Origin of the sequence: Asticcacaulis sp., assembly GCF_027484505.1 — a bacterium.
In the GTDB taxonomy this organism is placed as follows: Bacteria; Pseudomonadota; Alphaproteobacteria; order Caulobacterales; family Caulobacteraceae; genus Asticcacaulis.
Genome location: NZ_JAIXSV010000301.1, coordinates 57,877 through 78,204 on the forward strand (window position 1 = coordinate 57,877; position 20,328 = coordinate 78,204).

Below are 20,328 nucleotides of genomic sequence, written 5' to 3' on the forward strand. Positions count from 1 at the left end.
TCGTCAGATTTGGCTTTTTATGTTCCGGATTTGTAAGTAAGTACAGACATACATTATCCCCCAAGGATTGAACTCTTGACCATTGATACCCCCCTGCGCATCCTCATCGTCGAAAGCCGTTTCTATGAGGACATTTCCGATGAGCTTCTGGCCGGTGCCAAGGCGGCGCTGGAAGCCTATGGCGCGGAATATGACGTGATCACCGTGCCGGGGGCGTTTGAGGTGCCGGGCGCCATCGCTATGGCCGAAGATGCGTCTCAGGGCCCCGCCGGGCGCAAATATGACGGCTATGTCGCGCTGGGCTGCGTCATCCGTGGTGAGACGACCCACTATGACTATGTGTGCGAGGAATCGGCACGCGGCCTGATGGACCTCACGCTGAAACAGCTTCTGTGCATCGGTTACGGTATTCTGACGGTCGAGGACGAGGATCAGGCCTGGGCCCGTGCCCGCCGCTCGGAAGGCGACAAGGGCGGCACGGTCGCCAAGGTGGCGCTCGACATGATTGCCCTGAAAAAGGCCCTGCGCGGAGGCAATCATGGTTGATCCGCTGAGCCTGAAATCGGTCATCGAGCAACTGAACGCCAATGAGGCCGCCGAGTCCGGACGCCTGTCGCTCAAGGAAAAGCGCGCCCGCACCGTGGCGCGCCTGGTGCTGGTGCAGGCCCTCTATCAGATGGAAATTGCCGGGACGGGCGTCGAGTCGGTGATCCGTGAATTTGCCGACTTCCGCTTTGATGGCAACATCGAAGGCGAGGGCGGCGAGGAGCAGCGTCTGGGTACGGCCGATGAAGCCTTTTTCGCCGACGGTCTGCGCACCATTGTCAAGGCTCAGGCTGAGATTGACGTGCTGATTGCCGAGCGTCTGGCGTCTAACTGGCGTCTTGACCGCATCGACACCACGCTGCGCGCCATCCTGCGCGCCGGGGCGTGGGAGTTGAAATTCCGCCCCGATGTCGCCGTAGAGGTGGTGATCAACGAATATGTTGAGATCGCCAAGGCCTTCTTCGGCAATGAAGAGGCGCGGTTCGTCAACGGCGCTTTGGACGGTATCGCCAAGGACGCGAGGTAAGCCTCAGATGACCGGCGACAACAGCGAATTCAGCGTCATCGACCGGTTGTTCAAGCCTTTGGCCGGACTGAATGCCGAAGCCCGCGGCCTGATTGACGATGTGGCGGTGCTTGGCGCGCGCGAAGGCTATGACCTTGTGGTCACCACCGACGCCATGGTCGAAGGGGTGCACTTCCTTTCGACCGATCCGCTCGATCAGGTGGCGCGCAAGCTTTTGCGGGTCAATATTTCCGACCTCGTGGCCAAGGGGGCCGACCCCTATGGCTATCAACTCCTGACCGCCTGGCCCAAGGGCATGGCCTATGAGGGCAAGGCGGCCTTTGCGGCGGGCCTGCGCCTCGATCAGGATGAATTTGATTTCGACCTGTTCGGCGGAGACACGGTTTCGACCGAAGGGCCTTTGCTGCTCAGCATTACCGCCTTTGGTCATGCGCCTGTAGGCCGCGCCCTGTCGCGCGCCGGCGCGCGGGTGGGGGACCGTCTGCTGGTCGGGGGCTTTATCGGCGACGCCCATCTGGGCCTGCGCGTGCTGCGTGGGGAGTTTGATGAGCTGTCTGAGGCGCACAAGGCGCATCTGGTGCAGGCCTATCGCCTGCCGCAGCCGCGCGACGATCTGGCCGAAGTGGTGCTTGACCATGCCCATGCGTCGATGGACGTGTCCGACGGTCTGATCGCCGATGCCTTACACATGGCCAGAGCCTCTGAGGTGGCCCTGGTGATCGACCTCGACCGCGTACCGACCTCAGCCGCGGCGCGCGCCGCTATCGCGCTGGGGGCCGATGTGACTGATCTGATTACTGGCGGCGACGATTATCAGATCCTGTGCACGGCTAATACTTCCGGGGCTGAGGCTTTGAAGGCCGCCGGTTTCCACGAAATCGGCCATTGCGAAGCCGGCACCGGCGAGGTCTCGGTCATCAGCGGCGGCAAGGTCATCGAGATCGAGGACAAGGGTTGGGTCCACGTCTGAGGCTTTGACCTAAACGGCTTCTAAACCGTTTTCGCCTACACTCAGGCTATGACCCAGACCCGACGCCTTTTGCTCAGTACACTCCTGTGCGCCTTTGCCATGCCCGCACTGGCTTCCGAAGCCAAGAAGGAGGGCGGTGAGCCCTATGTCAAGCTGGCCCCCGTGGCCTTGCCGGTCACCGAGAATGGTCGTGTCATCAACTACCTGTTTGTGACCCTGCGCATCAACCTGACGGCCAAGGCCGACGTCAATGCGCTGCGACTCAAGGAACCCTATTTCCGTGACCTCCTGATCCGTGCAGCGCACAAGCAAAGTTTCGCGCTGCCGAACAAGCGCGACACGCTGGACGAGGCGCGGTTCAAAAAGGTGATGATCCCGGAATTCACCAAGATCGCCGGGGTCGGCAATATCGAAACCTTGGAAATACTGGCGCAAAACCCCAAGAAGTTGATGAACTGACGGTGTGTCGCCACCGCTGATACGGCAAGTGTTCACGGGTTCGTGAAGTCTGAATACCGGTTGCGGCGCAATAAATGTGCGACATTTTGCGGCGATTACTTTCGCAATTACCTAACTTGCACCTGTCTGAAAGTTGCGGCACTCTCCTGACCTTGCCGGGAGGGGTATGGACGTGCCTGCCCGGTACGCGCGCCACCCGGCGCGCCACAACATAACGACAGGGGTTTGGTATGACGTCATGGATAGGGCTGGTCATAGCGGCTGGCGTGTTAGGTTTGGTGTATGGGGTCGTTCAGACCCTTAGTCTGCTTAAAAAACCACAGGGCAACGCCCGGATGCAGGAAATCGCTGCGGCGATTCAGGAAGGGGCCGGGGCCTATCTCAAGCGGCAATATACGACGATTGCCATTGTCGGCGTGGTCATCTTTATCGCGGCCTTTCTGGTGCTGGGCACCTATGCCGCGGTTGGGTTCCTGATCGGGGCGGTCCTGTCCGGGGCGGCGGGTTTTGCCGGAATGCTGATTTCGGTACGCGCCAATGTACGCACCGCCGAAGCCGCATCGCACAGCCTGCAACAGGGGCTGAACCTCGCCTTTGGCGCCGGGGCCGTGACCGGCCTGTTCGTCGCGTCGGGCGCTCTACTGGGCGTGGCGGGTTATTATTTCATACTGACGGACGTGCTGGGCCTTGAGGCCACCAGCCGTCCGGTGATCGACGCCCTTGTGGCGCTGGGCTTTGGTGCGTCGCTGATCTCGATTTTCGCGCGTCTGGGCGGCGGTATCTTCACCAAGGGGGCCGATGTCGGCGGCGACATGGTGGGCAAGGTCGAGGCGGGCATCCCCGAAGACGACCCGCGTAACCCAGCTACCATTGCCGACAATGTGGGCGACAATGTCGGCGACTGTGCCGGCATGGCGGCGGACCTGTTTGAAACCTATGCGGTGACGACGGTCGCCACCATGGTGCTGGGGGCGATCTTCTTCGCGGGCACGGCTCTGGTCGGGCCGATGATGCTGCTACCGCTGGTCATCTGTGGCGCGTGTATCATCACCTCAATCATCGGCACCTTCTTTGTCCGTCTGGGCAAGGACAACCACATTATGAACGCCCTGTATAAAGGCCTGATCGTTACCGGCGTGCTGTCTATCGGCGCGCTGGCGGCGGTAATCGAACTGGTGATCGGCTTTGATACCCCCATCACCTATGCGGGCGCGCCGGCGGGCTTTACCGGTCTGACCCTGTTCTGGTGCGGCCTGATCGGGCTGGCGGTTACGGCGGGCTTTATTGTTGTCACCGAGTACTATACCGGCACGGGCAAGCGCCCCGTGGTGTCGATCGCGCAGGCCTCGGTTACCGGGCATGGCACCAATGTCATTCAGGGCCTGGCCGTTTCGATGGAAGCTACGGCCATTCCGGCTCTGATCATCGTCGGCGGCATTATCGGCTGTTACCTGCTGGCCGGGCTCTATGGCATCGCCATTGCCACCACCACCATGCTGGCTTTGGCCGGGATGATCGTGGCACTGGATGCTTTCGGGCCGGTCACCGACAATGCCGGGGGGATCGCCGAAATGGCGGGCCTCGATAAGGCGGTGCGCCACACCACCGACGCGCTGGACGCCGTGGGCAATACCACCAAGGCCGTCACTAAGGGTTATGCTATCGGTTCGGCCGGTCTGGGGGCACTGGTTCTGTTTGCCGCCTATACGTCTGACCTCAAATATTTCGCGGCCAATGCGGCACCGGGCTCCTTCTTTGAGGGACTGGGCGAACTGACCTTCTCCCTGTCGTCGCCGTGGGTGGTGGTGGGTCTGCTGATCGGTGGTCTTTTGCCCTATCTCTTTGGCGGTATGGGCATGACGGCGGTCGGCAAGGCGGCACAGGCCGTGGTCGAAGAGGTGCGGCGTCAGTTCCGCGAAGACCCCGGCATCATGGCCGGGACGTCCAAGCCCAACTATGGCCGTGCCGTGGATATGCTGACCAAGGCGGCTATTCGTGAAATGGTCGTTCCTTCCCTGCTGCCCGTCCTGTCGCCACTGGTCCTGTTTGGGATCGTCTATGCCATAGGTGGCGCGGTTCCGGCCTTTGAGGCGCTGGGGGCCATGCTGCTGGGGGTGATCGTCACCGGCCTGTTCGTCGCCATTTCGATGACGTCGGGCGGCGGGGCCTGGGACAACGCCAAAAAGTCGTTCGAGGACGGTTTCGTGGATAAGGACGGCGTGCGCCATCTCAAGGGCTCTGAGGCGCACAAGGCCTCGGTGACGGGCGACACGGTGGGCGATCCGTATAAGGACACGGCGGGCCCGGCGGTCAATCCGATGATCAAGATCACCAATATCGTCGCGTTACTGCTGCTGGCGGTCCTAGCCCATATAGCCTGATCGCTGAAGAGCGGTGTTCGTATGGGCGCCGCTCTCTCCTCAGATGGCTGCAGATAGACCGAGCGCGGGGCTGGCCTTTTAGGGGAAACCACAGATTACACAGATTTCACAGATTATGCGGTTCAAGTGGCAAGCGATCGCTGCCGAGTGCTCCACGGCGCGAAGCGCCAATCTGTGAAATCTGTGTAATCTGTGGTTCTCAAAAAACTGTCGTTATGAGCGGAAGTGACTCTGATCTTAATATCTCCATACCCTTCGTCAGGGCGTTCGTTTATATATGACGTAATGAACCTATACCCTTCCAAACATTGATGATGGGGTTGCATGAAGCTAATGGATAAGGTCTATATTCTGCATCACATCCGCGAGGATGACGAATATGGAGATGATGCGAAGCTGATCGGTGTTTACCAGTCCGAGGATGCTGCTCGATTGGCCATTTGCCGCCTCAAAGACTCACCGGGATTCCGCGACCACCCAAAAGGTTTCGGTATAGACGAATATTACCTTGACCGAGATAACTGGGGCGAAGGGTTCGAGACCACAGGTGAGAAGTAAAATTAAACAAAAACCCCCTCCAGAGACGTCTCCGGAGGGGGTTTTCATGTTCGCACTGAGCGAAAACTATTCGCGGCGGCGCTGGCCGCCCGGATTGGTGTCTTCTTCGTTGGTAATCGTCTGGCGGCCGACATTGCCCAGAATCTGCTCCAGCGCCGTCAGTTCACGGCCGCGAGTCGGCGTCTTGTTGGGGTTCAGCGCGATGTCACGGCTGTCGGCCAGCGACAGGGTCTTCACGGTTTTGACCGCCTGCGTCTCCTTGTCGAATTCGACGATGGTGACGCTGCGCGAGGTCAGGGTCGCGGGCTTATAGGTCATTTTCGAGGTCGTCTGCGTGATATAGTACCAGACGCCGGGGTCGAAGGTGGCGACCTGAGACGGAGAGCCGAACTTGGTGCGCACACTGGTCTGCGTATCCTCACCCACCTTGATGTCGGTGGCGGGATTGGCTTCGATAGCGAGATAGCCCTGACGCGAAACGCTGGGGGCGCAGGCGCCAAGCGTGGAAGCGGCGGCGGCAACGGCGGCGAGGGCCAGAAGGGTGGACGGCTTGATCATCAGGTTCCGTTCGGGTTTGACCTTGGGTGCCAGACTGTTTAGTGCAATCTTGGGGCCGAATGAAGGCCATAAATATTCCGGCTTGGCAAGAACGCAAACGGAGACGGGGACGTAAATGCTCGACAAATTCCTCAGCTCGCTCGGCGAAAGTCTGGGTCTGAAAAAGCCCAGTCCGACGCGCGTGGCCGGCGAAGCCCTCTATGCGGCGGCCGTGGCGCAGTCGCGTCAGGTCGTTTTCTATACCGATTACGGCGTGAAGGATGAGATCGGGGCGCGATTCGAGCTTCTGGTGCTGCATGTCGTCCTGCTGATTAACCGCCTGAAATCAGACGAGGAACAGTACCGCGAAACCTCTCAGGCCCTGTTCGATTCGCTGCTGCTGGCGCTGGACGACACGCTGCGCGAACAGGGGGTGGGCGACCTGACCGTGCCGAAAAAGATGAAAAAGCTCAGCCAGCAGGTCTATACGCGGCTGGTGCGCTGGAACGAAATCTGGGAGGAGGCGGGAGCAGAGGACGCGACCGCCGCGCAGGCCGATTACCTGCTGCGCACCGTCTATGCCACGGATGACACCCCGGACCCGCAGGCCCCTCTGTGGGCGGCGGGTTTGAGCGCCTATATGGATGAGGTTCGCACGCAGGTGCGTGCAGACAGATTGCTGGCCGGTGAGGTAAACTGGCCGGAAGTAACGCGTTTAAATACCAAGGAGAACTGAGCCATGACCGAAGCCGATGCCCCGCTGTGGACGCACACTGTGCGCTTTGACGAGGCCTTTCGCGGGCTCGATCTGACCCTGACGGCCGATGCGGCGCGCCGCACGCTGATCGCCGAAAACTTCGGCATGATCGAATTGCACGACCTGACGGCAAAGGTCACGACGAAAGGCCGCAAATCACCGGGCAGCGATGAGGTGATTGTCGATGTCGATCTGAGCGGTGAAGTGACGCAGGAATGCGGCGTGACGCTCGATCCCTTCCGTCACCCCATCGCGGCGCGCATCGACGTCGTGGTGGTGGCGCAGGCGCGCAAGAGCAAGGGCGACGAGGAAGAAAGTGAACTGAGCGTCGAAGACCTCGACCTGCCGGATGTGGCCCTCAATGGTCAGATCGATGTCGGTCAGTACGTCATCGAAGCGCTGGGTGAAGCCTATGATCCCTTTGCGCGCAAGCCCGGTGCTGTGTTCGAGGAACCGGATCAGCCGAAGGAGCCGTCGCCTTTCGCCGTGCTGTCGCGCCTGAAAGGTGATGACGCCTGAGTGCGCGACCTGAAAAAGCATCTTGATAAGTTCGGCGGGGGCGTTATCGTCCGCCGCCTCGGGGACTCGTCTTATTTCCACCTTCCGGCCTTGCGCCGGAGGGTCTATAAGGACGGCCCTGGCACCCCTGTGAGGTCTTAGAGCGTCCCTTGTCTTCCCCTGATCCTATTTCGTCGTCCGAAGCGCCTGTGGGAGGCATAGGCGTCGCCCCTGAGGGCACGGTTGTTATCGCAATCGATGCCATGGGCGGTGATCATGGCCCCCGTGTGACTGTGCCGGGTACGGCAGAGGCGCTGAAGCGCGACGGTTCGGGCCGCTTGCGCTTTCTGCTGCACGGCGATGAGGCGTTGATTGCGCCGGAACTGGCCAAATGTCCGGAATTGAAGGTCGTCGCCACCATCGTTCATACCGATCAGTCGGTGGCGATGGATGAAAAGCCGGCTCAGGCCCTGCGACGCCGGACAACCAGCCTGTTTATGGCCATTTCCTCGGTCAAAAGCGGTGCGGCCCATGCGGTCGTCTCGGCAGGAAACACCGGCGCGCTGATGGCGCTGTCGAAGATGATCCTCAAGATGATCACCGAAGACCTCGAGCGGCCGCCGATCGCCTGCTCGTGGCCGAATGCCAAGGGCGGTATGGGGACGGTGCTCGATGTCGGGGCCAATGTGACCTCCGATGCCAATCAGCTGATCGAATTTGCCGTCATGGGCACGGCCTTCCACCGCGCCGTGCGCGGCAAGGATAAACCGACGGTCGGACTGCTTAATGTCGGCTCCGAGGACGTCAAGGGTCATGAGGAGGTGCGTGAGGCGCACCGTCTCCTGCGCGAAGGCGTGGACGGTATTCATTACTACGGGTTTGTCGAAGGCGACGATATCGGCAAGGGGACGGTGGACGTGGTCGTCACCGACGGCTTTACGGGCAACATCGCTCTGAAAACCGCCGAAGGTACGGCCAAGTTCGTCAAAAACCTGTTCAAGGACGCGCTGACCTCTTCGCTGCTGTCCAAGCTGGGGGCGCTTCTTGCCGCGCCAGCGCTGCGGGCCATGGCCAAGACGGTCGATCCCGGCGCGGCCAATGGCGGCCCGCTTCTGGGGCTCAACGGCATTGTCGTCAAAAGCCACGGCGGGGCCGAGGCCTGGGCCTATTCCAATGCCGTGAGCGTCGCCATTTCTCTGGCCGCCAGTGCCTATGCGACGGACATCCGCAAGGCGCTGGCCCACGTTCGCAAGACGCATGTCGCGTCGCCCGAAACGCCGCAACCCCCGCACATGGCGGATTAGAGCGAGATGATTTATGAAATCATCTCGCTCTAAGTTTTTGTCTGATCGCGCAATTTTCCCGAAAAGTGGTACCCACTTTGTCGGATTGCGCTTTAAAAGGTATCCTGAGCATGAGCGTAACACGTACGGCGGTAACCGGCGTCGGCGGTTATCTGCCTGAGACGGTCCTCTCTAACGAGGACTTCACCCGCATGGTGGATACCACGGACGAATGGATCGTGGCGCGCACCGGCATCCGCAAGCGTCACAAGGCGGGCGATGACCAGCTGACCAGCGATCTGGCCGTCGAAGCGGCGAAGATCGCGCTGGCGGCGGCAGGGCGCACGATTGAGGATATCGACCTCATTATCGTGGCCACCACCACGCCGGACATGACCTTTCCGTCCACCGCCTCGATCGTTCAGGCCAAGCTGGGCGTGCCGCGCGGCGCGGCCTTCGACGTGCAGGCGGTCTGTTCGGGATTCGTCTATGCCCTGAGCGTGGCTGATGGGTTTGTCGCGCGCGGCCTGTCGAAATGCGCTCTGGTCATCGGGGCAGAGGTGATGAGCCGAATCCTTGACTACACGGACCGTTCGACCTGCATCCTGTTCGGGGATGGGGCCGGGGCTGTGGTGCTGGAACCCGCCGAGGGGCAGGGCACGGCGCAGGATACGGGTATCCTCAGCTTCGACCTGCAATGCGATGGTTCCAAGACCGATCTTCTGTACGTCGATGGCGGGGTCTTTGATTCGGGTCAGCGCGTGGGCAAGATCCGCATGCAGGGCAATCAGGTGTTCAAGCACGCCGTGCAGAAAATCTCCGAAGCCGCCGAATCGGCCCTGCACAAGGCCGGGCTGGACCATCAGGCGGTGGACTGGTTCATCCCGCATCAGGCCAATCAGCGGATTCTGGATGGTGTGGCTGACCGGCTGGGGATGGACCGCGCCAAGTTCATTTCGACCGTAGCGGAACATGCCAATACCTCGGCGGCTTCGATTCCGCTGGCCTGGTATGCCGGGATACAGGACGGACGGGTTAAAAAGGGCGATCTGGTGCTGATCGAAGCGTTGGGTGGCGGTCTGACCTGGGCGGCGGCGGCCATACGGTTGTAAGGCCAACCGTATATTGAGACGAAAATCTCATTTATTTGATGACAAGCCGCGTCCAACCCTTTGACGTGAACGGGAAAATGCGTATGGTTCCCTCTGATGGATCATTCCGGAGGGGATTTGATATGAAAGCCACGACCCTGACCCGCGCCGAACTGTTCGAAGCGGTGCACAATGAGCTGGGCCTGCCGCGTCAGGAATGCGCCGCGCTGGTGGAGCGCACCCTCGATCTGGTCATTGATTCGCTGGAAAAGGGCGAGACGGTCAAGCTGTCGGGCTTTGGCGTGTTTCAGGTCCGCGAAAAGAACGCTCGCGTGGGCCGCAACCCCAAGACCGGCAAGCCGGCGGCCATTGATCCGCGCAAGGTCATCTCCTTCCGGGCTTCGCAGATCATGAAGGCGCGCGTTGATGCCGGCGTCGGCGAATAAGTCGTAAAAAAGGCCAGTACACGTGTCCAAGGGGCCTCTCGCCTTTCGTACCATTTCCGAAACCGCTGACGCGGTGGGCGTGCCCCAGCATGTGCTGCGGTTCTGGGAAACCAAGTTCACCTTTATCCGTCCGACCAAGCGCGCCGGGGGGCGCCGCTTCTATCGTCCGCAGGATATCGACCTGCTGATGGGGGTGAAGGTGCTGCTGCACGATCGCGGCTATACGATTCGCGGCGTACAGAAGCTGTACAAGGACGAGGGGCAAAAGGCGCTGCTATCGGCCGGGCAGGGCGGCAGCACCGCCTTTATAGCGGCGGCGGATGTTTACGCGGAACCTGACGATGCGCCGATGGAGGTCGTATCCACGCCGCCCTTACCGCGTAAGGTCATGGCGGACAGTGCCGAACCGGCGTTTGATTTTGACGAAATGTCGGCCCTGCCGGTCGTTCGCGGCCTGAGCGAAGAGACGCGCACACGGCTTCTGGCCATCGCCCAAAGCCTCGAAAACGCGCAGAAAACCATGCTGCGCAGCCTGAAAGGGCTCTAATCCGCCGCATGTGAGCGGTGGAAAACGTCTGTGGCCTATTGCAGGCCGCTTTATTCCTCTCTATAAGCCGCGTTCTCCTTACCAGGGGAGGCCTCTGTCAAGAGGTGTCGGAGCGTGGCGCAGCCTGGTAGCGCACTTGACTGGGGGTCAAGGGGTCGCAGGTTCGAATCCTGTCGCTCCGACCATTTAAACACATAAGGGTCGCCCCTCCGGGGCGGCCCTTATGTGTTTAAGGTCTCCGCTCCAGTATCCGAACCGCGAAGGGGCACAGCTTGTGTGATTCCCAAAGCCCCACTCTCCGTTGCTATCCTCCGGTTTCTCCCCAACATACTGCATTTTTTTGACGGCAAAGGCTTGCGTGAGTTCCGGCGTTTCCGTATAGAGCGGCCTCCAGACGCAGACGACCGGTTCCGGGCGTATGCGTATCCCTTATTTAAAGGGATGCCTTCTTTGTCGGGGAGTGGCGCAGCCTGGTAGCGCACCTGCTTCGGGAGCAGGGGGTCGCAGGTTCGAATCCTGTCTCCCCGACCATCAAAACAAAAGAGACGGTTCCTTATGGGACCGTCTCTTTTGTTTTTACCATCGCTCACGGCGGTGATGATAATATTCCCGGTCGCGACGCTCATAGCGGTCATAGCGATCGTACCGGTCATAGCGATCGCGGTAATAATGGCTGCGCGGGGCCGGGTAGTAGCGCGGGCCGTAATAGCGCTCGCGATAGACATAATAGCCATCATAGCGCGGGCGCGATTCGTAATAGACAACGCCATAACCCGGCGGCGGGGGTGGCGGGTCGTAGTAACCACTGCGATCATAGGAATAGTAGCGGCCATCGTGGCAATCGACGGAGGCATTGCCTAAGGCTCCGCCCACCACGGCACCTACAGCGGCGCCGGCCACAGTATTGCCGCCGCGGTCATGGCGATGTGAGGAGCCGTTGCCGATGGCCGCTCCGGCCAGAGCGCCGATCACCGCCCCCGTTGCCGTGGAATTGGATTTGCGCTGATAGCAATAGCCGTCATAGCCTTGTGCTGAGGCCAGGGTAGGGGCGGCCAGACCGAAAAGGCCTACCCCGATCAGCGCCAGAGGCAGATGCCGTTGAAAAAAGGAGCGTTTCATAATGCCACCTGAGGATACGTGCATGGGATGACGCTATTGAGCCCCCGGCAAGCTGAACGGCATCTGAATGGATTGCGGCGGAAATGTGCTCCGTTTATAAGCCCGACCGTCGCATTCTGGTTAGCAACCCGGCGGGTGGCAATATTTATTACATCTGCCCCCTTGATCCTTTTGCGCTCTTGAGGCATAAGGCGCGCCTTCCGACCGGAAGAACAACCGGTCAACACATCATTCTACGCTTGAAAGGCTTGGGTAAAAGCTTATCGAGCCTCACTTGAAAAAGAGAGTCGGACATGGCCGTACCTAAGCGGAAAGTATCCCCCTCACGGCGCAACATGCGTCGCTCGCACCACGCGCTCGGCGCCAACTCGTTTGTGGAAGACAAGGACACCGGCGAACTGCGCCGTCCGCACCACATCGACCTGAAGACCGGCATCTACAAGGGCCGTCAGGTGATTACGCCGAAAAAGGACTAACCGCCTTTATCGACCGAAGATATAAAGACGCGGCGCCTCAGGTGCCGCGTTTTTGATTCCGGAAGGCCTTTCATGCCCCCCTATCCCTATCGTCTGGTGATCTTCGATTTCGACGGCACGCTGGCCGATTCGTTTCCGTGGTTCCTTGAGGTGTTCGACCATCTGGCCGAACGCTTCGGCTTTGAGAATCCGGACCGTTCGCACCTTGACGAACTGCGCCGTCTGGGGCCGCGTGAACTGCTAAAGCGTCTGAAGGTGCCGCTGCTTAAGCTACCGGCCATTGCCACCTATGCCCAGAGGCTCCAGAACCAGCAGATTGAGAAAATCGTGCTGTTCGACGGGATTGCTCAGGTGATACGCGATCTGAAGGCGCGCGGCGTGACCGTGGTGGTGGTGACCTCTAACGATGCCGACAATGTACGCACCGTGCTGGGTGCTGAGCTGAGCGCCCTGATCGATCACTATTCGTGCGGTTCATCGCTGTTTGGCAAGGCGGCCAAGTTCAAGGCCGTGCTCAAGGCCTTCAAGGCGAAACCGACTGAGGCCCTGTCCATCGGTGATGAGTTGCGCGACATCGAGGCGGCGCGCAAGGTGGGCATTGTTGTGGGGGCCGTGACCTGGGGCTATGCCCACGAAGACAGCCTGCTGAGCGAAAAGCCGGATCACGTCTTCGAGAAGCCCGCCGATATACTCAATATATGAGACGCATTCCCCGTGGCGGGCTTGTCAGGCTTGGGCGCGCTTGCTAAGCAACCCTCGTTTTTCAAACCCCTCAGGGAAGATTGCCATGTCCGCCATTATTGATATCGTTGCTCGTGAAATCCTCGACTCGCGCGGCAATCCGACCGTTGAGGTCGATGTCACCCTCGAAGACGGCGCTTTCGGTCGCGCCGCTGTGCCGTCGGGTGCCTCCACCGGCGCGCATGAAGCCGTCGAAAAGCGCGATGGCGACAAGAGCCGCTATCTGGGCAAGGGCGTGCGTCAGGCGGTCGATGCTGTCAATGGCGAAATCTACGAAGCCCTGAGCGGTCTCGACGCCCGCGATCAGCGCCACATCGACCAGATCCTGATCAATCTCGACGGCACCGAGAATAAGGGCCGTCTGGGGGCTAACGCCATTCTGGGCGTGTCGCTGGCCGTGGCCAAGGCGGCGGCGGCTTCGGTCAACCTGCCGCTTTATAAGTACGTCGGCGGCCTGTCGGCCCGCGTCCTGCCCGTGCCGCTGATGAACATCATCAATGGCGGCGCGCACGCTGACAACCCCATCGACATTCAGGAATTCATGATTGTTCCGGCCGGCGCTGAAACCTTCTCCGAAGCCCTGCGCATGGGTGCGGAAATCTTCCACAGCCTCAAGTCGGCGCTCAAGAAGGCCGGTCACAACACCAATGTCGGTGACGAAGGCGGCTTTGCGCCGAACCTGTCCTCGGCCGAAGTGGCGCTGCAATTCATCGTCGATGCCGGTACGGCGGCAGGCTACAAGGCCGGTGAAGACTACTGGCTGGCGCTCGACGTGGCCTCGACCGAGTTCTTCAAGGACGAAAAGTACCATCTGGAAGGCGAGGGCAAGGTCCTGAGCCGCGAAGAAATGGTCGATTATCTCGCCAACCTCGCCGATAAGTTCCCGATCTGCTCGATCGAAGACGGTATGTCCGAAGACGATTTCGAAGGCTGGGCGCTCCTGACCGAGCGTCTGGGCGACCGTTTGCAACTGGTCGGTGACGACCTGTTCGTCACCAATCCGAGCCGTCTGGAAACCGGCATCGTCGAAGGCCTCGCCAACTCGATCCTCGTCAAGGTGAACCAGATCGGCACCCTGTCGGAAACCATGGACGCCGTCGATATGGCGCACCGTTCGGGCTATACCTCGGTGATGTCTCACCGTTCGGGTGAAACCGAAGATTCGACCATTGCCGACCTAGCGGTGGCGCTGAACTGCGGTCAGATCAAGACGGGTTCTCTGGCGCGTTCGGACCGGCTGGCCAAGTATAACCAGTTGCTGCGTATCGAATCGATCCTCGACGATGAAGCCGTTTATGCCGGCCTGTCCGTCATCCGCAGCTAAAATCGGAACCGGCCTCTCACCGGCTGGGACGTTTTTTACAAAACTGCCAAAAAGAGCGGCGCAGGTGTCCTGCGCCGCTCGCGTTTTATGATAAATTCTTTCAGTTGAAGTGACATGTTCGGTAACAGTTTGTTAAACCGACACGGACAAAAATCCCTCCTGTCAATGTGGTCCGTCCAGAAGGGGCGAAAGTCGTGATTCAGAAACTGAGGCCCTATTTGCCTACCGCGATCATCGCTATATTTCTGACCTACTGCGGCGTACAGTATTTGACTGGCGATAAAGGGTTCTTTTCGCAGGAAACCCGTCAGGTTGAGCTGGCCGAAAAGCAAAAACTGCTGGCTGATCTTGCCGCTGAGCGGCAGGACCTTGAAGCCCGCGCCCGTTATTTGAGAACCGATAATCTTTCCAAAGAATTGCTTGAAGAACGCGCCCGCGTTCTGCTGGGCCTCAATGCCCCTAACGAATACGTGATCCGTGATCACATCGCCCCTGCGCGCAATTCCTGAGTCCGCAAGGGGACTTTACGTCAGCCTGGGCTTTGCCTAAGAGAAGTCCTGACGTGAATTCAGGCGGTTTTTGACGAGCCCTGAAATTCCGGTCGCTCTGCCGCCGGATATTTCCCACGGGATCACCAGAACTGACTGCATCCCCTCTATGGGCGGCCGACCCTCTTGTGTCGGTGCGCGCTCGAACGTCTTTTTGACCGGCTGCGAACGTCTCTGCCTGCGGGTAAGGCGCAAGCGGCACGATTAACCCCAGGGAGGTTTCCATGGCGCGCGCCGCCAAGGCCACTGACACCGGAACGACGGGTTCCGCCAAACGCAATGTCTCCAAAGACGAACTCCTGAAATATTACCGTGAGATGGTTCTCATCCGTCGCTTCGAAGAGCGTGCGGGTCAGCTCTACGGCATGGGTCTGATCGGGGGCTTCTGCCACCTGTATATCGGTCAGGAAGCCGTTGCCGTGGGCATGGAAGCTGCCTCTATCGACGGCGATCAGGTCATCACCGGTTACCGCGACCACGGCCACATGCTGGCCGCCGGCATGGACCCCAAGGCCGTTATGGCCGAACTGACCGGCCGCATCGGCGGCTCGTCGAAGGGTAAGGGCGGGTCGATGCACATGTTCGACATCGAAACCGGCTTCTTCGGCGGCCACGGCATCGTCGGCGCTCAGGTGTCGCTGGGGACGGGTCTGGCCTTTGCCGACTGGTACCGCAACAATGGCAATGTCTCCTTCACCTATTTCGGTGACGGCGCGGCCAACCAGGGTCAGGTCTATGAAAGCTTCAATATGGCGAAGCTGTGGAACCTGCCGGTCGTTTATGTGATCGAAAACAACGAATACGCCATGGGCACGGCTCTGGCCCGCGCTTCGGCCACGACGAACCTGTCGCAGCGCGGCGCTTCGTTCGGCATCCCCGGTGAAACCGTGGACGGCATGGACGTGTTCGCGGTGAAGGAAGCCGCCGAACGCGCCGCCGAATACGCCCGTTCGGGCAAGGGGCCGTACATCCTTGAGATGAAGACCTACCGCTATCGCGGTCACTCCATGTCCGACCCGGCCAAGTATCGTTCCAAGGAAGAGGTCGATGAGGTCAAGACGACCCGCGATCCGATCGACCACATCAAGACGATGCTGGAGCAGGCGGGTGTCGAAGAGGCCGAAATCAAGGCCATCGACAACGAAATCAAGGCGATCGTTATGGAGGCCGTCGAGTTCGCTCAGACCAGCCCCGAACCCGATCCGTCCGAACTGTACACCGACGTTTATCTTGAGGCCTGATCCCAGATGACCGACATTCTTATGCCCGCTCTCTCTCCGACCATGGAAGAGGGCACCCTTTCCAAATGGCACATCAAGGCCGGTGACGAGGTCTCCGCCGGTCAGGTGATTGCCGAAATCGAAACCGACAAGGCGACGATGGAAGTCGAAGCCGTCGATGAAGGCGTGGTCGAGGCCATCCTGATCGAAGCCGGCACCGAAGGCGTCAAGGTGAACACCCCCATCGCGCGTCTGGCCGGTGGCGAAAGTGCGCCCGCGCCCAGGGCCGAAGCGGCCCCTGCGGCCACGGTTGAAGCCGCGGCCCCGGTTGCGGCGGCGGCCCCTGTGTCGAAGCCCGCGGCTGATCCGGAATTCCCGGAAGGCACGCCGATGGTCAAGATCACCGTGCGCGACGCGCTGCGTGACGCCATGGCCGAAGAAATGCGCCGCGACGACCGCGTGTTCCTGATGGGCGAGGAAGTCGCTCAGTATCAGGGCGCGTACAAGGTCTCGCGCGGCCTGCTCGAAGAGTTCGGCGACCGCCGTGTTATCGACACGCCGATCACCGAAATGGGCTTTGCCGGTATCGGTTCGGGGGCGGCCATGGCCGGTCTTAAGCCGATCATCGAGTTCATGACCTTCAACTTCGCCATGCAGGCCATCGACCACATCCTGAACTCGTCGGCTAAGACGCTCTACATGTCGGGCGGTCAGATCAAGTCGTCGATCGTTTTCCGTGGTCCGAACGGTGCCGCGGCCCGCGTCGCCGCCCAGCACTCGCAGGACTATTCGGCGTGGTACGCCAACGTTCCGGGTCTGAAGGTCATTGCGCCTTACGACGCCGCCGACGCCAAGGGCCTGATGAAGGCTGCCATCCGCGATCCGAACCCCATCGTCTTCCTCGAACACGAGATGATGTACGGCAACGAGTTTGAAATCCCGGATGTTGAGGATTTCGTGCTGCCCATCGGCAAGGCCAAGATCCAGCGCGCCGGTAAGGACGTCACCATCGTCGCCCATTCGCGCATGGTCGGTTTTGCGCTTAAGGCGGCTGAGAAGCTGGCCGAAGAGGGCATCGATGCCGAAGTCGTCAACCTGCGCACGCTGCGTCCGCTGGATACCGACACGGTCGTCGCTTCGGTGAAGAAGACCAACCGTCTGGTCACCGTCGAAGAAGGCTGGGGTCCGTGCGGTATCGGGGCCGAAGTGGCTGCCCGTGTCACCGCCGAAGCCTTCGACGATCTGGATGCACCGCCCGCCCGCGTGCATCAGGAAGACGTCCCGATGCCTTACGCCGCCAACCTCGAAGCCCTGACCGTCCCCAGCGTTGAGAAGATCATCGCCGCGGTCAAGCAAGTCTCGTACAAGTAAGAGGGGCCACACATGACCGATATTCTGATGCCGGCGCTCTCGCCCACCATGGAAGAGGGCATCCTGGCCAAGTGGCACGTCAAGGTCGGGGACACCGTCTCCGCCGGTGACGTCATCGCCGAAATCGAAACCGACAAGGCGACGATGGAAGTCGAAGCCGTGGATGAAGGCGTGGTCGAGGCCATCCTGATCGAAGCCGGGACCGAAGGTGTGAAGGTGAACACCCCTATCGCGCGTCTGGCCGGTGAGGGTGGTTCGGCGGCTCCCGCGCCTAAAGCTGAGGCCCCGAAAGCCGCCGAAGCGCCGAAGCCCGCGGTGGCTCCGGCCCCTGTGGCCGCCGCCCCCGTCGCAGCCCCGGCCGTTTCGGGTGGGGCGCGCGTGGCGGCTTCGCCGCTGGCGCGTCGTCTGGCCGAGATCAACAAGCTCGATCTCAAGCTGCTGAAGGGCACCGGCCCGCACGGCCGTATCATCAAGCGCGATATCGAAGCCGCTCTGGCTTCGGGCACCGGCAAGGCGGGTTCCGCCCCGGCGGCGACCACCGCGGCGGCTGAGCCGCGCAAGGTTCAAAGCCTTGAGCAGATGGGTATTGCACCGGGTTCCTACGACCTCGTGCCGCTCAACAATATGCGCAAGGTCATCGCCCGCCGCCTCACTGAGTCTTTCCGCGACATCCCGCACTTCCCGCTGACCGTCGATATCGAACTCGACAACCTGCTGGCGGCGCGCACCAAGATCAATACGGCGCTCGAATCGCAGGGCATCAAGGTCTCGGTGAACGATATCGTCATCAAGGCGGTGGCGCTGGCGCTCAAGCAGGTGCCGGAAGCCAATGCCTCCTTCACCCCCGAAGGCATTGCGATGCACCACAATGCCGATATCGCCATGGCCGTGGCTATCGACGGCGGCCTGATCACCCCGATCATCCGCAAGGCCGAAACCAAGTCGCTGGCCCAGATCGCCAAGGAAACCAAGGATCTGGCGGCGCGCGCCCGCGATATGAAGCTGAAGCCCGAAGAGTTCCAGGGCGGCACCTTCTCGGTGTCCAACCTCGGCATGTTCGGCATCAAGCAATTCGCCTCGATCATCAACGAACCGCAGGGCTGCATCCTGTCGGTTGGTGCCGGTGAGCAGCGCCCGGTCGTTAAGAATGGCCAACTGGCGGTCGCCACCGTCATGACCGTCACCCTGACCTGCGATCACCGCGTGGTCGATGGCTCGGTCGGTGCGAAATACATCACCGCGCTGAAGGGGCTTCTCGAAGACCCCATCAAGATGCTGGCGTGACATCTTTGATGTCACGCATGGTTTTCAGCTCAAACGCCGCATGGCTCGCCGCAAAAGCGGCGGCGGGCGCTTGCCCTTGCCGACACCTGATGAGTCCCTCATCGAGTGTCGGAGAAATCGCAGGTTATTGAAATGTCTTATGATCTGGTTGTTATCGGCTCCGGTCCGGGCGGTTACGAAGGCGCGATCCGTGCCTCTCAGAACGGCCTGAAGGTCGCCATCGTCGAGCGTGAACTGCTGGGCGGCATCTGCCTCAACTGGGGCTGTATCCCGACCAAGGCCCTGCTCAAGTCGGCCGAAGTGTTCGACAAGATCAATCACCTCGGTGATTACGGTCTGACCGGCGAAAAGCCGGGCTTCGACTTCGAAAAGGTCATCGCCCGCTCGCGCGCCGTCGCTAAGCAGCTTAATGGCGGCGTCGGCTATCTGATGAAGAAGAACAAGATCGACGTGATCGAGGGCTTCGCCACGCTGGAACCCGGTAAGGATGCGCCTAAGGTGCGCGTCAAGCTGAACAAGGGCGGCGAACAGGTTGTCGAAGCCAAGAACGTCATGCTGGCGGTCGGGGCGCGTGCCCGCGAAATCCCGGCCATTGGCGCGGTTTCGGACGGCGAGCGCATCTGGACTTATCGTAACGCCCTGACGCCTAAGGCCATGCCGAAGTCGCTGGTGGTGATCGGTTCGGGGGCTATCGGCATCGAGTTCGCCTCCTTCTATCGTTCGCTGGGCGCCGATGTCACCGTGGTTGAGGCCATGGATCGCATCCTGCCGGTCGAGGACAAGGAAGTCTCTGCCGAGGCCCAGAAGGCCTTTGAAAAGCGTGGCTTCAAGTTCCGTCTGGGGGCCAAGGTCACCAAGGTCGAAAAGACCGCTGCGGGCGTCAAAGTGTCGGTCGAAGTCGGCGGTAAGGCTGAAACGCTGGAGGCTGAAGGCTGCATCGTAGCCGTCGGCATCGTCGCCAATACCGAAAACCTCGGTCTGGAAAAGCTGGGCGTCGAGATGGACCGCGGTCACATCAAGAACGACAGCCACGGCAAGACCAATGTGAAGGGCCTCTACGCCATCGGCGACTGCGCCGGGCCGCCCTGGCTGGCGCACAAGGCCTCTCACGAAGCCGTCCACGCCGCCGACTATATGGCCGGCAAGAAGCTGTCGAACCTCAATCCGCCGATTCCGGGCTGCACCTACGCCACGCCGGAAGTCGCTTCGGTCGGTATCACCGAGCAGGGCGCCAAGGAAAAGGGTCTCGATGTCAAGATTGGCCGCTTCCCCTTCAAGGCTAACGGCAAGGCGATTGCCGCCGGTGAGCCGGGCGGTTTCGTCAAGGTCATCTTCGATAAGAAGACCGGCGCGCTGCTGGGGGCCCACCTGATCGGGGCCAATGTCACGGAAATGGTGCAGGGCTTCTGTCTGGCCATCACCATGGAAGCGACGGAAGAAGATCTGCAAGGGACCGTCTTCCCGCACCCGACCATGTCGGAGGCCATCCTCGAAGCGTCACTCGACGCCGACGGACGGATGATCAACCTGTAAGGCTATCATGGGGGAAACAGGTTTCCCCCATGTACCCCCTTCGCCGTATCGTGAAAAATTTCTTGGGGCGGCCCGTCGAAATTTTTCGCTTTGAAGTTTAAAAAGCCCGCTCT

The 20,328-nt window shown here is 60.6% G+C and carries 22 protein-coding genes and 2 tRNA genes; 22 read left to right on the plus strand and 2 right to left on the minus strand.

Features of this window, described 5'->3' with window-relative positions:
* Positions 1-75: 75 nt before the first annotated feature.
* The 6 genes from Q0072_RS17520 (at position 76) to Q0072_RS17545 (ending at position 5,440) form a co-directional block, all read left to right on the plus strand.
* The gene (locus Q0072_RS17520; protein ID WP_013480399.1) at positions 76-546 is read left to right on the plus strand and encodes a 6,7-dimethyl-8-ribityllumazine synthase; all 471 of its coding nucleotides are present in this window, start codon (positions 76-78) and stop codon (positions 544-546) included.
* On the plus strand, positions 539-1,072 hold the full coding sequence (nusB, locus tag Q0072_RS17525) for a transcription antitermination factor NusB (RefSeq protein WP_298332852.1): 534 nt from the start codon (positions 539-541) through the stop codon (positions 1,070-1,072). The genes Q0072_RS17520 and nusB overlap by 8 nt, the downstream gene beginning before the upstream one ends.
* Positions 1,073-1,079: 7 nt before the next feature.
* Complete coding sequence (gene thiL, locus Q0072_RS17530; protein ID WP_298332853.1) at positions 1,080-2,042, plus strand: thiamine-phosphate kinase; 963 nt, start codon at positions 1,080-1,082, stop codon at positions 2,040-2,042.
* A 48-nt stretch (positions 2,043-2,090) separates the two neighbouring features.
* Positions 2,091-2,501 carry a hypothetical protein gene (locus Q0072_RS17535; RefSeq protein ID WP_298332854.1) on the plus strand — a complete coding sequence of 137 codons (411 nt, stop codon included), beginning with the start codon at positions 2,091-2,093 and terminating at the stop codon, positions 2,499-2,501.
* Between the two features lie 230 nt (positions 2,502-2,731).
* Positions 2,732-4,882, plus strand: a complete 2,151-nt coding sequence (locus Q0072_RS17540) for a sodium-translocating pyrophosphatase (protein ID WP_298332855.1) — start codon at positions 2,732-2,734, stop codon at positions 4,880-4,882.
* Between the two features lie 324 nt (positions 4,883-5,206).
* Positions 5,207-5,440: a hypothetical protein gene (locus Q0072_RS17545; RefSeq protein WP_298332856.1), complete on the plus strand. Its 234-nt coding sequence runs from the start codon at positions 5,207-5,209 to the stop codon at positions 5,438-5,440.
* Between the two features lie 66 nt (positions 5,441-5,506).
* Here the strand turns inward: Q0072_RS17545 and bamE are convergent, their stop codons facing one another.
* Positions 5,507-5,998, minus strand: coding sequence for an outer membrane protein assembly factor BamE (bamE, locus tag Q0072_RS17550; RefSeq protein WP_298332857.1), 492 nt, complete (start codon positions 5,996-5,998; stop codon positions 5,507-5,509).
* Between the two features lie 115 nt (positions 5,999-6,113).
* Between bamE and Q0072_RS17555 the strand changes: the two genes are divergently transcribed.
* The 8 genes from Q0072_RS17555 to Q0072_RS17590 all read left to right on the plus strand — a co-directional run bounded on the left by Q0072_RS17555 (position 6,114) and on the right by Q0072_RS17590 (position 11,130).
* Positions 6,114-6,713, plus strand: coding sequence for a ubiquinol-cytochrome C chaperone family protein (locus Q0072_RS17555; protein WP_298332858.1), 600 nt, complete (start codon positions 6,114-6,116; stop codon positions 6,711-6,713).
* Between the two features lie 3 nt (positions 6,714-6,716).
* On the plus strand, positions 6,717-7,253 hold the full coding sequence (locus Q0072_RS17560) for a YceD family protein (RefSeq protein ID WP_298332859.1): 537 nt from the start codon (positions 6,717-6,719) through the stop codon (positions 7,251-7,253).
* A 149-nt stretch (positions 7,254-7,402) separates the two neighbouring features.
* Positions 7,403-8,536, plus strand: a complete 1,134-nt coding sequence (plsX, locus tag Q0072_RS17565; protein ID WP_366941846.1) for a phosphate acyltransferase PlsX — start codon at positions 7,403-7,405, stop codon at positions 8,534-8,536.
* Positions 8,537-8,646: 110 nt separating this feature from the next.
* Complete coding sequence (locus Q0072_RS17570; RefSeq protein WP_298332860.1) at positions 8,647-9,627, plus strand: beta-ketoacyl-ACP synthase III; 981 nt, start codon at positions 8,647-8,649, stop codon at positions 9,625-9,627.
* A gap of 122 nt (positions 9,628-9,749) precedes the next feature.
* Positions 9,750-10,052: an integration host factor subunit alpha gene (locus tag Q0072_RS17575; protein WP_126423809.1), complete on the plus strand. Its 303-nt coding sequence runs from the start codon at positions 9,750-9,752 to the stop codon at positions 10,050-10,052.
* A 22-nt stretch (positions 10,053-10,074) separates the two neighbouring features.
* Positions 10,075-10,599, plus strand: coding sequence for a MerR family transcriptional regulator (locus Q0072_RS17580; protein WP_298332861.1), 525 nt, complete (start codon positions 10,075-10,077; stop codon positions 10,597-10,599).
* Positions 10,600-10,707: 108 nt separating this feature from the next.
* Positions 10,708-10,784, plus strand: a tRNA-Pro gene (locus tag Q0072_RS17585).
* 269 nt (positions 10,785-11,053) lie between these two features.
* Positions 11,054-11,130: transfer RNA gene (locus Q0072_RS17590), tRNA-Pro, on the plus strand.
* 45 nt (positions 11,131-11,175) lie between these two features.
* Here Q0072_RS17590 and Q0072_RS17595 read toward each other — a convergent pair.
* Positions 11,176-11,718, minus strand: coding sequence for a YMGG-like glycine zipper-containing protein (locus Q0072_RS17595; RefSeq protein WP_298332862.1), 543 nt, complete (start codon positions 11,716-11,718; stop codon positions 11,176-11,178).
* 293 nt (positions 11,719-12,011) lie between these two features.
* Between Q0072_RS17595 and rpmF the strand changes: the two genes are divergently transcribed.
* The 8 genes from rpmF to lpdA all read left to right on the plus strand — a co-directional run bounded on the left by rpmF (position 12,012) and on the right by lpdA (position 20,215).
* Positions 12,012-12,194 carry a 50S ribosomal protein L32 gene (rpmF, locus tag Q0072_RS17600; protein WP_013480386.1) on the plus strand — a complete coding sequence of 61 codons (183 nt, stop codon included), beginning with the start codon at positions 12,012-12,014 and terminating at the stop codon, positions 12,192-12,194.
* Positions 12,195-12,266: 72 nt separating this feature from the next.
* Positions 12,267-12,896: an HAD hydrolase-like protein gene (locus Q0072_RS17605; protein ID WP_298332863.1), complete on the plus strand. Its 630-nt coding sequence runs from the start codon at positions 12,267-12,269 to the stop codon at positions 12,894-12,896.
* Between the two features lie 85 nt (positions 12,897-12,981).
* On the plus strand, positions 12,982-14,259 hold the full coding sequence (eno, locus tag Q0072_RS17610; RefSeq protein ID WP_298332864.1) for a phosphopyruvate hydratase: 1,278 nt from the start codon (positions 12,982-12,984) through the stop codon (positions 14,257-14,259).
* A 194-nt stretch (positions 14,260-14,453) separates the two neighbouring features.
* Complete coding sequence (locus Q0072_RS17615; protein WP_126423803.1) at positions 14,454-14,768, plus strand: septum formation initiator family protein; 315 nt, start codon at positions 14,454-14,456, stop codon at positions 14,766-14,768.
* Between the two features lie 263 nt (positions 14,769-15,031).
* Entirely contained in the window at positions 15,032-16,048 is a 1,017-nt protein-coding gene (gene pdhA, locus Q0072_RS17620) for a pyruvate dehydrogenase (acetyl-transferring) E1 component subunit alpha (protein WP_013480382.1), read from the plus strand.
* 6 nt (positions 16,049-16,054) lie between these two features.
* A complete protein-coding gene (locus Q0072_RS17625) occupies positions 16,055-17,398 on the plus strand; it encodes a pyruvate dehydrogenase complex E1 component subunit beta (protein WP_298332865.1) in 1,344 nt (447 codons plus the stop codon).
* A 12-nt stretch (positions 17,399-17,410) separates the two neighbouring features.
* Positions 17,411-18,682 (plus strand): pyruvate dehydrogenase complex dihydrolipoamide acetyltransferase, encoded by a 1,272-nt coding sequence (locus Q0072_RS17630; RefSeq protein ID WP_298332866.1) that lies wholly within the window; start codon positions 17,411-17,413, stop codon positions 18,680-18,682.
* Positions 18,683-18,808: 126 nt separating this feature from the next.
* Complete coding sequence (gene lpdA, locus Q0072_RS17635) at positions 18,809-20,215, plus strand: dihydrolipoyl dehydrogenase (protein ID WP_298332882.1); 1,407 nt, start codon at positions 18,809-18,811, stop codon at positions 20,213-20,215.
* Positions 20,216-20,328: the final 113 nt, after the last annotated feature.